The following is a 14,611-nucleotide window of genomic DNA, read 5'->3' as shown; positions in this document are numbered from 1 at the left end:
GCTCCATCGCTCAGAGACATGGCGCAGGGCGCCGTGGTAGCGACCGGCGCCGCAGCGCCAGCCAGAAGAACAGCGCGTTAAGCCCGTACACCGCCATCGTCGCCAGTGCAATGCCATTGACGCCAAGATGTGGCACCAATACGAGGTTGCCAAGTACCTTACCGCCACAGCCGATGACGCCGGACCAGGCAATCAAGCCATAGCGGCGCTGGCTGAGCGCGTAGCTCACCAGGACCATCGATGCAAAATAGAAGGGCAACTGCGGCAAGCCGTAGCGCAAGACCTCGGCCACCTGCGCCGTGTCGGTGGCATCGAACTGGCCTCGCTCGAACAGAAGCCGTATCACCCACGGCGCGGCGAGATAGCTCAGCAGCATGACGGCAACCCCACCGGCGAACATCAGGCGCGCCCAGGACACGGCCACACGGTAGACCTGCCCATTAGCATCGGCGCTGACCTGGGAGAACACGGGTAGCGTGGCACGCGAAACGGCAATGGCCGCCAAGCCAAGAATCAGCGACAACACGCGATTCGCGTAGCCCAGCATGGCCAGCGCTCCGGTGCCGAGGCCGACCGCGTAAAACTGATCGATGATCACGGTAAAGCTCATCAAGGCCTGACCAGCGAGCATGATGCCGAAGCCTTGCCAGAACCATTGCCACTGGGCTGAGTCTCTGGTGAAGACAGGCGTTTCGAGTTCGCGGCGCGTCGACAGCGGCGCCAGGAGCGTCAACAGGTGGCAGGCGCAGCCGGCAATCGTGCCCCAGACAAGAGGGCTGATACTCCCGCCGGCAAACAGCAGGACGGCCGCCGTAATGCACAGCGTTGGCACGCATTCGAGCAAGGTGTTGACGTGGCGCTGCGCCGCAAGCAACCACGTCGATAGCAGCGCGACCAGCAGGCCCAGGGGCAGCATGAGGATCAGGCCGGGAAGCGCCGTCGCCGCGAGCTGCGCCGAGTGCGCCGGCAAGCCGCTCCGGTCGAACCGCAACAAGGCGCCGATGACCAGCCACCCGAGCAGCGCCAGCGCCACGCCCAGTACCAGTGTGAAACCGGCCAGCTCGGCGCGAAAGCGCGGGATCGCCTGCGGACTGGACACGCGCATGCGTGCAACCAGCGGCACCAGCACGGCAGCGAGCACACTGGCCCAGATGCCGAGCGGCCAGGACACGAGGTTGTACACGAACTGGTAAGCATCCACCTCGGCCGCAAGGCCGTAGCGGTAGGCGACGGCCATTTCCTTTGCCGCGCTCATCAGCTTGCCGATCAAGGTGAACAGCGCCACGGTCAACAGCCCGCGGAAAATCGCGAGATGCTGCGGATCGGCGATGCGGCACCGTGTGCCGAGCGTATCGAGCAGACTCATTTGCCCTCCGCGGTGCGGCCAGGCGGCATCGTGAACGCCTGCGGCAGATGCTTAGCCGGCATGGGCATGGCTCACATCCGCGCTTGCCGTGACGTCGGCGCTATTGCCAGCGCTGGCACCGGCACTGGCACTGGCACTGGCAACAGCACTGACACCAGCGCTGACAGCGGCGCTAACAGCGGCGCCCGCACCCGGCGCGGAATTGCCGAGATGCTGGCAATACCACGGCACAGCCGCCGCAAGGCCGGCGTCGATGCGGTAAGCCGGCGCATACCCGAGTTCACGCATCGCCTTGCTCACGTCCGCCTGCGAATGGCGCACATCACCGGCGCGAAACGCGGTGTGAAGCGGCTCCATGATGGCCATGACGCCATGCGCCGTGAGAATGGTTTTTAAGTAGGCAAACAACTGGTTCAGCGTCGTCGCTTCGTTCACGGCCACGTTGTAGACCGCACTGCCGGCATCGACCGGTACCATCGCCGCCAGCAGATTCGCCTGCACGGCATTCTCGACATAGCAGAAGTCGCGGCTCGTGCTGCCGTCGCCATGGATCTGCACCTGGCGACCTGCCAGCATGGACGCGATCCACCTTGGAATCACGGCAGCGTAGGCACCGTTGGGATCTTGCCGCTTGCCGAACACGTTAAAGTAGCGCAGCCCCACGGTGCGCAGCCCGTAGCAACGGAAAAACACGTCGGCATACAGCTCATTGACATACTTCGTCAGCGCATAGGGCGACAGCGGCTTGCCGATGCGCTCTTCCACCTTGGGCAGATCGGGGTGGTCCCCATAGGTCGAGCTGGACGCCGCATACACGAACGACGACACCTGCGCATCGCGCGCCGCCACCAGCATGTGAAGAAAGCCGTTGATATTGGTGTCACTGGTGGCGAGCGGGTCCGCGATCGAGCGCGGCACCGAGCCCAGCGCGGCCTGGTGCAGGACCTTGTCGACGCCGGCGACAACCTGCCGGCACATGCGCGGATCGCGGATATCGCCATGCAGGAACGTGAAGCGTTGCCATTGGCTGTCGGTCACAAGACTGCGCACTTCGTCCAGGTTGTGCCGAAAGCCGGTCGACAGATTGTCCAGGCCGACGACCGTCTGGTCGAGCCTTAACAGCGTTTCGAGCAGATTGGAACCGATGAAGCCCGCGCAGCCGGTGATCAGCCACCGCCGGGGATGCGCGCGCAGCGCCGTCTGGATATCGTCAAAGGTGGGCATGAAGCTATTCCTGTCAGGGGTGGCAAATGGATGGAATGCTGGGCACATGCAGGGCTGCATCGCTCAGATCGCTTCGCTTCTGGGCTGTGGCCGCAGACCAAGAATGACGGCGGGGTGGCGGCAGCGCCCCCAATGGCCCCGCACCAGGCGCATGTAGACCGCCACGTAGACCACCATCTGGGCCAGGACCAGCGCCACTGCAGCGGGTACGGTATCGCCGAGCAGCACGGCAGCGATCGTTGCGGCGCTGAGCCAGGCGGTAACGAAGCAGGCCACGCCCGCATTGCGGCGCCATGTATAGCGGGCAATGCGGATCTTGTTGCAGGCAACGCGGCGGTAAAACAGCGAGTGCAGATGCAGGCGGTCTGGTGCGCCGACCAGGGCACTGCGCAGGATCTTTCGGCGATACATGCTGAACAGGACCTCGATTACCGGGTACGCATAGATGGCGAGAATCTGCCACGCGTTGATACCGGGATTGCGGACAATCGTCAGCACTGCCACTTCTGCCGCCCAGAAGCCGATGAAATACGCACCACCATCGCCCATGAACAGGCGGCCGGTCGGGTAATTGAGCAGCAAGAAGCCGATGGTGGCGCCTATCCCGGCCAGGGCCAGCAGAGTGACGATGGGATCCCCGGCCTGCCATGCCAGAAAACCTGCGCCGGCGAGGATGACGACGATCGTGCCACCGGCGACGCCGTTGAAACCGTCGACGATATTGATGGCATTGGAAACACCAGCCACTGCAAACGCGGTCACGGCAAACGACACGGGAAGCCAGTGCAGGACGCCGTCGAGCGCCCAGATATCCAGGCGCGGCAGATGCGCTTCTGCCAGCCAGGCGGCGAGTACGGCGCTGGTCAGGATGGCGCACAGGCGCAGACGGACCGACACTTGCTTGGTCAGGTCTTCGATGATGCCGGCCAAAAACGCCGGCAGGGCTGCCAGCAACAGCAGCAAAATGAGCGCGTTTGTTTCGGTTTGCAGCGCTAGCCGGTAGCCCATCAGACCGCCATACGCCGGCACGGCCAGCACGCCCGCCACCATGGCCACGCCACCAGTGCGTGACACCATGTTCTTGTGAACTTTCTGGACACCATTGACATCGAAATCAAATGAAAACCTGCCATGCCAACGCTCGGTAAGGATATTGAGCATGCAGATGAAGAGGCTGACCAATAATGCCAATGAAAACGTTTCGAGAAGCGGGAGCATGACTTCAGGCGGGAATACGGATTCAACACCAATGACATTCTTGTTCATCGCCATCACGCCCTCCGTTTTGATCTGACAAACGTCCGACAGGCACAGCACGACTCAGAAATACGATGCTATCGATCGACCCGATATTCGCTCACGCCGCCTTCACACTGGTGTTTACTCTAACAAAATAGGGAATAAGAAAACGTTGAAAATATCGATACATCTGACGGCTCAGCTCCGTCACCCGATGAATTTTTATGATTGGTTTCTTTAGCGACCAATCCAATAGAAAATATCGAAAGAAATACGCTCGCGATGGCGGACCGGATGAATAAGCAGAAATAGCAATTCGCACGCCAAATTGCCGCGGGCGCAATGACAGCGCAACTCAGGCGGTCAGGATCCGAAGGGCAGCTCAAGCCTGCGTGCTGGTCGCCGGTGCCTCACCCCTGGGGCTGCGAGCGGCACCTTCGCCCTGCCCCGACGCCGCCGGCGCAGCAGGCGGCGCAGCGTCCTGCGGGGCCACATTGCCTTCGTCCAGCGGTGCCTGCGTACTGATCGCGAGCCGCCGCACACCCCAGGCGGCGGCGCCCCGGTGCTTGCGCCGCACGAACGCATTTTTCAATACCGAGGCGCCGACACCGCCTGCCAGACCCAGCAGACAAGCCAGCGCGAGCATGACCGGCAAGCCGAGCGTGACCGACTGCAACGGCACCTGGGCCCGGTCAACCACCCGCACGTTGACGTGATTGGACAGCATCAAGGCATCGAGCTTGTGGCGCGTATTGAGCAGCTCGAAGCTCATTTGGCTGTGCGCCAGCTTGTCGCGATTGACCGCCAGTATTTCTTGCTGGGCTGCGCCAAAGCCCTTGCGCCTGCCCTCGATATCGGCCAGGTCATGCCGGATGGACGCGATGTGCCGCGTCACGACCATCATCTCGGGATGCCGGTCGCCGACACGGCCCGACAATGCGATTTTCTGCTGCTCCTTTGCCGTGAGCTCGGCCTGCAGCACCAGCGATTGCTGGGCCAGGATACGTGCGTCCTCGCTCAGGTCGGATGCGCCGTGCTGTTGCAGCAGTTCGTTGAGCCTGGCATCGAGTTCACGGATACGGCGTTGCGCCTGCGCGACCTGCTGGTCGTAAAACACCAGCTGGTTCTTCACCTCGTCGTTTTTCTGGGTGGTCTGCTGCTGGATATACTGGTCGCCGATTTCATTGAGGATCCGGCTGACCAGCTCGGGCCTGCCGCCCTGCAGCGATACGCCAATCACATTCGACAGCCGTCCTTTTTCGGCGATCGCCAATGACCGTTGCAGCCTGTCGACTGCCTGTCCCTGGCGACTTCGATAGAGTGTGAACGCCGCGCCCGGTCTGGCGTGGATATGGGCGACCAGAATCTCCAGCGGGCCCGAGGGCACACTGGCCTGCAGCCGCTGGCCAACCTTGCCGTGCACCCGTATGCCGGCCTCGTGCTGGCTGAGCGTATAGGTGTCCGGGCCGCTGACGACCAGATTGAACGGCTGGTCCAGCAGTGCGTCAGGCACGTTGAAGGTATCCACCCGCACCTGTTCGTTGCCCCACACGTAGCCGCCGACGCCAAACAGACCGGGTTCGGACAACCTTGGATTGCTGCGCGCGATGAAGGCGCCCACGACAGGGAACAGGGTGGGCTCGACGGCGATATCCAGGTGCAAGGCATTCACGACCTTCGCCAGAATCGAACGCGAACGGAGGATCTCGATTTCGGTGATGGCCGGGGTTTCCGTCTGCACGTCGGCCGACGGCGGCGCGTTGCGTGTGATCTGGATCAGGATGTTGGATTCATAGACGGGCTTCACACCCAGTGCGACGGCGATGGCGAAGCTGGCGATCGCACACGCCACGCCAGCGATCAGCCAGCCGTTGCGCAGCACGTGCCGGAGCCCGAGCACGGCTGAAGACGCATCACCCTCTCTGCTGCGCCGTGACAGCGGCATGGACATCGGCTGCAGAGCGCGTTTCATGCCTGACCCGCATCGGCCTGGCGGCAGCGTGCGCTGCAGGCCTGCAGCGCATCGGCAAATTGCCTGGCCACCGACCCCGCCGCCACCGATTGGGCGCACATCAGGTACAGCCGCGTGCCGTGATGGCGTGCACCCGCCAGCGGCAAGGCGCGCAAGTGCCGGGCGTCCAGCGCCTGTTGCACCTGGAACCTGGGCAGCCACGCATAGCCCACGCCCTGCCGCAGGATACCGATGGCCCGCTCGGGATTGCACACACGCCAGGAACCAGGATGGTGCGGCGCCGACTCGCCCATGCTGGCGCCGCCACCGTGTTGCGCCGGAGCGATGACGACCTGGGAATGCGTGCTCAGCTCATCGTGCGTGATATCGCGCTTGCCTGAGAACAGCGGATGGGCGGGATGGGCCACGGCGATGTGCTCGACCTCAAGCAGAAAACTGGCCGCAAAACCCAGCACCGGCTGGGCGCCGATGACGATATCGGCCTCGCCCGCATGCAGCGCGCGCCGGGCGCCGTCGGGCGTGACTTCGCTGACGCTCAGGCGCAGGTCATGCAGCGACGGCGAGCACTGCCGCACGGCATGGATCAGCAAATCGGAGGGAAAGCCGGGGTCCATGGCCACGCGTACGTCCGGGCCCCAGCCCTGGTGCAGCGTATCGGCCAGCGATTCGAGCGCGTTGGCCTGCCTGACCAGTTCACGCGACCTTTCCAGCAAACATTGGCCAGCGGCGGTGATCTGCGCTTTGCGCCCTTTCAGTTCCAGCAGCGCGACGCCGAGTTGCTCCTGGAGCTTCGCAACGGCGTGGCTGACGGTCGATTGGGTTACGTGCAATTGATCGGCGGCGCCATCGAAACCACCATAATCAATTACCGCATGAAACATATTCCATTGCTTGAGACTGATACGCGGTGTTCTGGTTTTACAGTACCGAACAGCACCAGATGGCGATTTGGCGTCAATATCGATCCCATGCACGATATCCGGCAGAATATCCAATGGTTCACATAGTTTCATGGCGTATCCCACTTACATTAGCCGTGTAGATATTTAATTGAGAAAATCTTTGAAACATCGTGCACATACATGCCCTACCATTGGATGATATGCAGGACCTCCCGAGCAGATTCTGCGTCCCGTCAATGCAGCAGAGCGATTGGGAAAGGATCGATCGATTCAGGGCTGACTGAATCCAATAGCAGGCATTGCACCTACCGAATATTCAAAAAGAAATTCCCTATCAAATATAGTATTTAAACTATTTTAATAGGGAATCAGAGGGAATCAGTATCACCAGCGGCTACCGACGGCAGCCGCCTGCCATCAACAAACCGTTATCAAGCGCCGGCCAGCGCCGACAAATCCACCACGGCCAATCCGCCCAGATCCTGCTCGGTATTGCCGGCGAACGCTGCGCGGCTCGCCGTGCCGTTCTTCAGGTACTTCTGTACGACCGCTTTCACCTGCGCCTGGGTACAGCCGAGCACGCCCTGGCGGAAACGCTCGCGCGTGGCCATGTCGGTGCCGCGCCGGAACATGCGCCAGCCCAGGCGCACCGCATCCCATGGCGCTTCCGGCTTGTCGAGCTTCTTGATGACGCCGATGATGGCTTCTTCGACCTGCTCGTCGCTGTAGTCGGACGCCAGGATGGTGTCGACTGCCGCATCGAAATCGCGGTAGGTAGCTGCCAGGCGCGGGTCGCGGAACGACGCCATCGAGAACACGCCCGAATCGCCCGCATACGAGGCGCTGCCGCCATACGCGCCGCCCGCTTCGCGCAGCGCCGTGTGCAGCACCTGGTTGGTGAACAGCTCGGCAGCCACGCTCAGGGCGCCGGCATCGTCGTCGTGCGACATCGGCACTGCCCATGCGATATTGCAGTGATTGACCTGGCCTGCCGCGTGCAGCGCGACATTCGCCGGAGGCTGCGGTGCGGCTTCTGCGGACGCGCCAGGCGCCACAGTTGCACCAGTGGTAGTGCTGGACGTCGGCCAGGCTGCCGCCAGCAGGCGCGCCAGTTCGTGCCCATCGTCGCCACTGCCGGCGCACAGCATGCTCGGGCGCTGCGCCACGATGGCAGCGTGAATGCGCGCCAGTTCGGCCGCGACCTGCGCCACGCCTTCCGGCGTTGCGGCCAGGGTTTTGAGGCGGGCGTTGAATGCCAGCGCCGTCGGTCCGGCAATGGCATCCTGGAAGCGCCGCACCTGCGCCAGCGGCGCGCTCACGGCCATGGACGCATAGTGGCTGCCCGCCTGTGCCAGGTCGTCCAGTGTGTTTTCCACCTTGCGCTCAAGCAGATAACGCAGGCGCACGGCCTCGTCGAAGCGTGGCCGGGCCATGTAGGCGTCGAGCACTGCGACGATATTGGCATGCTCTTCGCGCAGGGCGTTGGCCGATACAGTCAGGTCGATGCGCAGCGCGCCGTCCGGCAGCTGGAACGGCTGCAGGTCGAAGCCGAACGACGGCACCATGCGCTGACGCCAGGCGCCGGCCTCGGCGTAGTCCTGCCCCTCCAGACCCAGGTCGTCGCGCAGCTGCGTGTACAGCGCCAGCCATGGCCAGTCGGCGGCCGGGATGGCCGACACGTCATACACGATGCTGGCCGACGAAATGCCGTTCGAACCGATGCTGAACGCGTGGATGTCGTCGGCGGTCGGTGCAAAGGCAGGCAAGGCGCGCGGCTGCGTGCTCACGTCACCGGGTCGGATGCGCGGCAGCACCTGCGAATCGAAGGCTGTTTTCTGGTGCGCTTCGAGGGCCACGGTATCGGCCGCGATGCGCGCACGGTCGGCATCGGTCAGCTGGGCCGAGGCCTGCGCCAGGCGCGCGCTTTCCACCGCATCGCGGTCGGAGAAATAGGCGGCGTCCGGCACGATGGTCGAGACCAGGCGGCCAGGCGACGTCAACAAGTTACGCACGAGCGCCTTGAAGTAAGCGGGATCGGCGATATCGCTTTCCATCGCCTGCAGGATCGCATCGCTGTCGAACGCGGTGACGACGTCGCCATCGCGCATCGCGACCGGCAGCGCCACCAGCAGGCGTTCGAGCACGTTCGGCATGCTGCCGCTGCGGGTACTGCGCTGCTGGTATTTCAGGTCGCGCAGCGCGGCCTGCAGCGTGGCGTGCTCCACGCCCTGCTCGGCCACCTGCTCCAGCGTGGCCCAGATCAGTGCTTCGGCCATGGGCGCCTGGGCCTCAGTGAGGCCCTCCATCCCGACGTGGAACAGCATCTGGCGTGCACTGTCGTCATGGCCATTAAAGCCCGACGGCCGGCCGTAGCCCGCCGTCTCCATCGCCTTCATCAGCGGTGCAGCGGCGTCGCCCAGCAGGCCGGCCGACAGCAGGCTCGCTTCAAACGCCACTTTCGGGACCGCCGACTCGCCCATCAGCCACGTCATTTGCAGCCCGAATTCGTTGTCGCGGCCCTGCTGCGACGGAATGCGCACGGTATTGCGTTGCGGCGCCACGAAGGCGCTGGCCAGTTGCGGGACGCGGCGTGTTGATGCGTCGATCTGGCGCGCCAGCACGCGCTCGGCGATGCGGGCCTGCACCGCAGCAGCGGGCAATGGCCCGGCCGTCATGAAGACCGCCTGCGACGGGTGGTAATGGCTGGCGTGGAAGTCCTTGAGCATCTGGTGCGTGAGCTCGGGGATGGCCAGCGGATCGCCGCCCGAATCGACTTCGTAGGTAGTGCCGCTCAGGATCGTGGAAGTCAGGCCCTTGTACAGCGCGTGGCCCGGGTCGGCGAACGCACCCTTCATTTCATTGAAGACCACGCCCTGGTAACCGAGCACGCCATCGGTGAGCGTGTAGCGCCAGCCCTCTTGCAAAAAGTTCAGGTAATCGAGCTTCGGGAAAAAGGCTGCGTCGAGGTACACATCGAGCAGGTTGTAAAAATCGTTTTCGTCGGTGCTGACGAACGGATACACGGTGCGATCGGCATAGGTAAACGCATTCATGAAGGTCGCGGTGGAGCGGCGCAGCATGGCGAAGAACGGATCGCGTACCGGATAGCGCTGCGAGCCGCACAGCGCCAGGTGTTCGAGGATGTGCGCGCGGCCATCGCTGGCGTCGGGCACGGTGGGGAAGCCCACCAGAAACGCCATCTCGGCGCCGCTGGTGGTCAGGTGGATGTGGCGCGCGCCGGACGCCGGGGCGACATACTCTTCCATCGTGGCCTGGAGTGCAGGAATGGCGTGACTGCGGAGGTGCTCGAAATGACTCATGTACGGTTCTTTCAGAATATGGCAATGGTCGTGGTGGGCCATGAAGACGTTCGACGACGGCATGACGACCACAATGCCCTGAAATTCTACCCCGTGCCGGACACACGCGTCGGCGCCGCCCAAACCTGCGCCACGAACCCATCAATATATTAAAAGATATTTTGTTTTTCGATATAGTGTGATTCAATGGGGGCTGACGAAAGCAAACCCATGAACCATCATCCAGAACCATTGAACCTGCTCGAGATGCAAGCCGCCGCCGTGCGCGCCTGCGCGTTGCTCAAGACGCTGGCCAACCCGGACCGGCTACTGCTGCTGTGCCAGCTGACCCAGGCCGAATACTGCGTCAGCGAGCTGGCAGCGGCGTCCGGCATTGCCCAGCCCACCCTCTCGCAACAACTGGGCGTGCTGCGCGAGGAGCGTCTGGTCACGACCCGGCGCGACGGCAAGCAGATCTATTACAGCCTGGCCAGCGATGCGGCCAGCGCCGTGCTGCAGGTCCTGTACCAGCAATTCTGCGCACAACCGGGAGGCAGCAATGACCGTGAACTGGACTGACTTCACTCCCTGGAGCGCGCTGGGCGGCGGCCTGCTGATCGGCCTGGCGGTCGCCCTGTTCGTGCTGTTCAATGGCCGCATCGCCGGCATCAGCGGCATCGTCGGCGGACTGCTGCGCCCGGCACCGGGCGAGCGTGGCTGGCGCATCGCGTTTCTGCTCGGCCTGGTCGCGGCGCCACTTGTGTACACGCTGGCCGCCCCGTTGCCGGCCATGCGCATCGAAGCCGGCACGGGCACCCTGATTGCCGCCGGGCTGCTGGTCGGCGTGGGTACCCGCTACGGCGCCGGCTGTACCAGCGGCCATGGCGTGTGCGGGCTGGCGCGCGGTTCTGTCCGTTCGCTGGCGGCCACGCTGGCCTTCATGGGCGCGGGCTTCGCGACCGTGTTCATCGTGCGCCATCTACTGGCTTGAGGAGAACGGCATGCGCATTTTGATGGCATTGATTACCGGCCTGGTGTTCGGCATTGGCCTGATCGTTTCCGGCATGACGAATCCAGCCAAGGTCCTGGGTTTTCTCGACCTGGCCGGCCGCTGGGACCCGTCGCTGGCACTGGTGATGGCCGGCGCGATCCTGGTGGCGCTCCCCGCATTCCGGATTGCTGCCAAGCGACGGCAATCGCTGCTGGGCGAGCCCATGTACCTGCCGACCGCCACCCGGATCGACCGGCGGCTGGTGCTGGGGAGCCTGGCCTTCGGGGCCGGCTGGGGACTGGCCGGCTTCTGTCCTGGTCCAGCGCTGGCTTCGCTCGCGACGGGCGCGGTGCAGCCGCTCATTTTCTGCGCCGCTATGTTGGCGGGCATGGGCATCTTCGAACTGCTCGAACGACGCAGGTCCTGATCCACCGATCACAGGAGGCACCATGATTTTCAAGCAACTTTTCGAACCGTTGTCGAGCACCTATACCTATCTGCTGGGGGATCCGCAGACTGGCCAGGCCATCCTGATCGACCCGGTGATCGTCAGCATGGAGCGCGACCTTGGCGTTCTGCACGAACTGGGACTGACACTGGCCTACACGCTCGACACCCATATCCATGCCGACCACATCACCGCGGCGCTGGCGTTGCGCAACGCCACCGGCAGCAAGATCGCCGCACCCGCGTTCGACTGCCTGCCGTGCGCCGATGTGGCGATCGAGGAAGGCTGCCCGTTCGAGGTGGGCGGCATATCCCTGCAGCCGCTGCATACGCCCGGCCATACCGATGGCCATTTTTCCTATCTGCTGGGCGAGCGCGTATTCACCGGCGACGCCCTTTTGATCGACGGTTGCGGCCGCACCGACTTCCAGAATGGGGATGCCGATGCGCTGTATCGCAGCGTGACCGAAAAACTGTTCGCGCTGCCGGATGAGACGCTGGTCTATCCGGCGCATGACTACAAGGAACGCCGCGTTTCCTCAATTGCCCAGGAAAAACAGCGCAATGCACGACTCGGGGCCGGCAAGACGCTGGAGGCGTTTCGCTCGATCATGGCCGAACTTGCCCTGCCCTACCCGACCTTCATCGACTATGCCGTGCCGGGCAACCGGGCGTGCGGCGTGTGCCCAGCGGATCTGCCCGATCATCTTGCCCAGTATTGCCGGCAAATGGGCGTCAGTCTCCAGGGCTGACGTCTGCGCCGCAATCGTGCTGGTGGCAGCATCCGTCCCATTCGTCTTATCATATGTCTCGCTACGGCCGCCCACGCAAGCCGGCCGGCAACTTCCCCGTCAACCTAAAGGAATTCCATGTCCGAAACACTCACCGTCACCACCGCTGAACGCGGTTTCGATTGCTACGTGGCCCGTCCCGACGTCGTCGGTACCTACCCGGTCATCATCGTGCTGCAGGAAATCTTCGGCGTGAACGCCGGCATCCGCAGCATCGCCGACAACTACGCCGCCAAAGGCTATATCGCCGTCGCCCCCGACCTGTTCTGGCGCGAAGAGCCAGGCGTGGATCTGTCGGAAGCCAATGAAGCCGACGTCGCGCGCGCATTCGCCCTGTACAAGAGCTACGATTTCGACCACGGCGTGCAGGACATTGCCGCCACCATCAGCGCAGCGCGCACGATGGAAGGCAGCACCGGCAAGGTCGGCGTTACCGGCTACTGCCTGGGCGGCCTGATGACCTACCTGAGCGCAGCGCGCACCGATGGCGATGCCTTCGCGGCCTACTACGGCGGCGGCACCGACAATTACCTGTCCGAAGCAAAGAACATCGGCGCACCGATCCTGTACCACCTGGCCGGCGCCGACGAATACATCGGCCCTGAGGCGCAGGAGAAGATCAAGGAAGCGTTCGCCGACAGCACCGATGCCGAGATCCATGTCTATCCTGGTTGCGACCACGCGTTTGCGCGGCCGGGCGGCGGTCACTACGACCATGATGCGGCCACGCTGGCCAACAGCCGCACCGACGAGTTCTTCGCCCGCACGCTGCGCTGATCCGGCGCCCGGCGTTATTTCGTCTGCCGGCGCCCTGCCGGCAGGCGCCGTTCTGCATGCGATAATCGGCGTTTGCCATTGGAGTTGCCAATGCCGACCGCTTCGTCTTTTCGCGACGCATTCCGTCCACGTCTGCAGAACGGTGTTATTGAATTTCCTGTGCACCATATGCGCGGCGGGACTTCGACCGGGCTCGTGCTGTGGACGGCCAGCACGCCCCTTGATCGCTACCTCAAAGAAGAATTGCTGCGCCATCTGATGGGCGCACCGCTTGCGGGGACGAACGAGAACAACAAGCAGATCACCGGCCTCGGCCGCGGCGGGCCAACCAGCAATAAAGTGTTTTTCGCGGATACAGCAACCGAAAACGGTGCGCCCGTCATCGTTAGTACGCTGGCCCAACTTGCAAGCGACCACGACGGCGTTGACTGGAGCGTGAACTGCGGCAATATGTCGTCAGCGCTGCAGCTGTGGGCCATCGACATGGGCTTGATCGTTGTTCCAGGCGCTGGCAAGACCGAGGTGCGGATCCGCAATACAAATACCGGCGTGATCACGGTGTCCCGCATGGAACGTTGCGCCGACGGGGGTTTCCTTGACGCCGACATACCCGGCGTCGATGGCGCCTATCCTGCCGTCGACCTGTTCATGCAAGCGCCAACCGGCTCGAAAACCGGCAAGCTGCTGCCGACCGGCGCGGTGATCGACCTCATCGATGGCGTGCACGTGTCGTGCGTTGACGTGGCAGTTCCGATGGTCATCTGCGCTGCCAGCGAATTTGGCAAGACGGGGTACGAACCGGTTCGCGAGCTCGATGCGGACCCGGTGTTCAAGGCGCGCCTGCGCGCCGTGTGGGTGGAAGCCGGCTTGCGCATGGGCCTAACCCGCCGCGATGGCAGCTTGATGACGGCAGCCGAACTGGAACGCAGCGAAACGATCCCGAAGATCTGCCTCGTCGCGCCGCCGCGGGCAGGCGGCAACATCGCGGTGCGCTATTTCACGCCACAGGCTGGGCATGGATCGATGGCAGTGTCCGGCGGTTGCTGCCTCGCGGCAGCGGCACTGATCCCCGGCTCGGTCGCGCAGCAGGTGGCGCACGGCCTGGCAGCAACGACGGGGACATTCGCCGATATTGGCGTCTCCATCGAAAACCCGGCCGGAATCCTGGACGCTACTGTCGTCGTGAAACACGATGACGACGGACTCCACGTGCTAAGCGCCGCGTATCGGCGCAGCACGCAAATTCTGCTGCGCGGTTACGTGCCGCTCTACCGAGCATCGCCGCAGCTTACAGATGCCTTGTCCGCATTCAGCCCGCATGTATTTCCTTGAGCATTTCACGCGCGAACGCCGTAGCGATCGTTATCGAGCAGGTGCAGTTTGCCGCGCCCGCTCATCATGTCGCGTAGATACTGCACAAAGCGAGGGTCAGATACCGTCTTGAATTGCAAGCCGATTCGATAAGAAATTTGCGTCGAATGGCTTGCCTGTTCGGACGACGCCGTAAATCAGATACCGTCTTGAATTGCAAGCCGATTCGATAAGAAATTTGCGTCGAATGGCTTGCCTGTTCGGACGACGCCGTAAATCAGATGGGCCAATT

12 protein-coding genes are annotated in these 14,611 nt (G+C 63.3%); 6 read left to right on the top strand and 6 right to left on the bottom strand.

Going from position 1 to position 14,611, the window contains the following annotated elements:
- Positions 1-10: 10 nt before the first annotated feature.
- From murJ to HD842_RS00035, 6 genes are all read right to left on the bottom strand, one after another.
- Entirely contained in the window at positions 11-1,366 is a 1,356-nt protein-coding gene (gene murJ / locus HD842_RS00060; RefSeq protein ID WP_183549298.1) for a murein biosynthesis integral membrane protein MurJ, read from the bottom strand.
- Between the two features lie 51 nt (positions 1,367-1,417).
- The gene (locus HD842_RS00055; RefSeq protein WP_183549295.1) at positions 1,418-2,590 is read right to left on the bottom strand and encodes an SDR family oxidoreductase; all 1,173 of its coding nucleotides are present in this window, start codon (positions 2,588-2,590) and stop codon (positions 1,418-1,420) included.
- 63 nt (positions 2,591-2,653) lie between these two features.
- A complete protein-coding gene (locus HD842_RS00050; protein WP_183549293.1) occupies positions 2,654-3,667 on the bottom strand; it encodes an MraY family glycosyltransferase in 1,014 nt (337 codons plus the stop codon).
- A 544-nt stretch (positions 3,668-4,211) separates the two neighbouring features.
- On the bottom strand, positions 4,212-5,801 hold the full coding sequence (locus tag HD842_RS00045) for a GNVR domain-containing protein (RefSeq protein ID WP_183549290.1): 1,590 nt from the start codon (positions 5,799-5,801) through the stop codon (positions 4,212-4,214).
- Positions 5,798-6,814 (bottom strand): LysR family transcriptional regulator, encoded by a 1,017-nt coding sequence (locus tag HD842_RS00040; protein WP_267875148.1) that lies wholly within the window; start codon positions 6,812-6,814, stop codon positions 5,798-5,800. Before HD842_RS00040 ends, HD842_RS00045 begins: the two co-directional genes overlap by 4 nt.
- Before the next feature lie 320 nt (positions 6,815-7,134).
- Positions 7,135-10,023: an insulinase family protein gene (locus tag HD842_RS00035; protein WP_183549284.1), complete on the bottom strand. Its 2,889-nt coding sequence runs from the start codon at positions 10,021-10,023 to the stop codon at positions 7,135-7,137.
- A 210-nt stretch (positions 10,024-10,233) separates the two neighbouring features.
- Here HD842_RS00035 and HD842_RS00030 point away from each other — a divergent pair, with 210 nt between their 5' ends.
- The 6 genes from HD842_RS00030 (at position 10,234) to HD842_RS00005 (ending at position 14,340) form a co-directional block, all read left to right on the top strand.
- The gene (locus HD842_RS00030) at positions 10,234-10,581 is read left to right on the top strand and encodes an ArsR/SmtB family transcription factor (protein ID WP_229424523.1); all 348 of its coding nucleotides are present in this window, start codon (positions 10,234-10,236) and stop codon (positions 10,579-10,581) included.
- Positions 10,562-10,993, top strand: a complete 432-nt coding sequence (locus tag HD842_RS00025; RefSeq protein WP_183549281.1) for a YeeE/YedE family protein — start codon at positions 10,562-10,564, stop codon at positions 10,991-10,993. Before HD842_RS00030 ends, HD842_RS00025 begins: the two co-directional genes overlap by 20 nt.
- Before the next feature lie 10 nt (positions 10,994-11,003).
- Positions 11,004-11,420: a YeeE/YedE family protein gene (locus tag HD842_RS00020; RefSeq protein ID WP_183549279.1), complete on the top strand. Its 417-nt coding sequence runs from the start codon at positions 11,004-11,006 to the stop codon at positions 11,418-11,420.
- 22 nt (positions 11,421-11,442) lie between these two features.
- Positions 11,443-12,192 (top strand): MBL fold metallo-hydrolase, encoded by a 750-nt coding sequence (locus HD842_RS00015; protein ID WP_183549277.1) that lies wholly within the window; start codon positions 11,443-11,445, stop codon positions 12,190-12,192.
- Positions 12,193-12,309: 117 nt separating this feature from the next.
- Positions 12,310-13,008: a dienelactone hydrolase family protein gene (locus HD842_RS00010; protein ID WP_183549275.1), complete on the top strand. Its 699-nt coding sequence runs from the start codon at positions 12,310-12,312 to the stop codon at positions 13,006-13,008.
- A gap of 90 nt (positions 13,009-13,098) precedes the next feature.
- Entirely contained in the window at positions 13,099-14,340 is a 1,242-nt protein-coding gene (locus tag HD842_RS00005; RefSeq protein ID WP_183549273.1) for a PrpF domain-containing protein, read from the top strand.
- Positions 14,341-14,611: the final 271 nt, after the last annotated feature.

Origin of the sequence: Massilia aurea, from assembly GCF_014200505.1 — a bacterium.
Lineage (GTDB): Bacteria > Pseudomonadota > Gammaproteobacteria > Burkholderiales > Burkholderiaceae_D > Telluria > Telluria aurea_B.
The sequence above is the reverse complement of the archived record's forward strand: the minus strand, read 5'-3'. Positions and strand labels throughout refer to the sequence as shown.

Bases quoted from the DNA above. Each gene is read 5' to 3' on its own strand.
- murJ (WP_183549298.1), bottom strand. From the start codon at position 1,366: ATGAGTCTGCTCGATACGCTCGGCACACGGTGCCGCATCGCCGATCCG.
- HD842_RS00055 (WP_183549295.1), bottom strand. From the start codon at position 2,590: ATGCCCACCTTTGACGATATCCAGACGGCGCTGCGCGCGCATCCCCGG.
- HD842_RS00050 (WP_183549293.1), bottom strand. From the start codon at position 3,667: ATGGTGTCACGCACTGGTGGCGTGGCCATGGTGGCGGGCGTGCTGGCC.
- HD842_RS00045 (WP_183549290.1), bottom strand. From the start codon at position 5,801: ATGAAACGCGCTCTGCAGCCGATGTCCATGCCGCTGTCACGGCGCAGC.
- HD842_RS00040 (WP_267875148.1), bottom strand. From the start codon at position 6,814: ATGAAACTATGTGAACCATTGGATATTCTGCCGGATATCGTGCATGGG.
- HD842_RS00035 (WP_183549284.1), bottom strand. From the start codon at position 10,023: ATGAGTCATTTCGAGCACCTCCGCAGTCACGCCATTCCTGCACTCCAG.
- HD842_RS00030 (WP_229424523.1), top strand. From the start codon at position 10,234: ATGAACCATCATCCAGAACCATTGAACCTGCTCGAGATGCAAGCCGCC.
- HD842_RS00025 (WP_183549281.1), top strand. From the start codon at position 10,562: ATGACCGTGAACTGGACTGACTTCACTCCCTGGAGCGCGCTGGGCGGC.
- HD842_RS00020 (WP_183549279.1), top strand. From the start codon at position 11,004: ATGCGCATTTTGATGGCATTGATTACCGGCCTGGTGTTCGGCATTGGC.
- HD842_RS00015 (WP_183549277.1), top strand. From the start codon at position 11,443: ATGATTTTCAAGCAACTTTTCGAACCGTTGTCGAGCACCTATACCTAT.
- HD842_RS00010 (WP_183549275.1), top strand. From the start codon at position 12,310: ATGTCCGAAACACTCACCGTCACCACCGCTGAACGCGGTTTCGATTGC.
- HD842_RS00005 (WP_183549273.1), top strand. From the start codon at position 13,099: ATGCCGACCGCTTCGTCTTTTCGCGACGCATTCCGTCCACGTCTGCAG.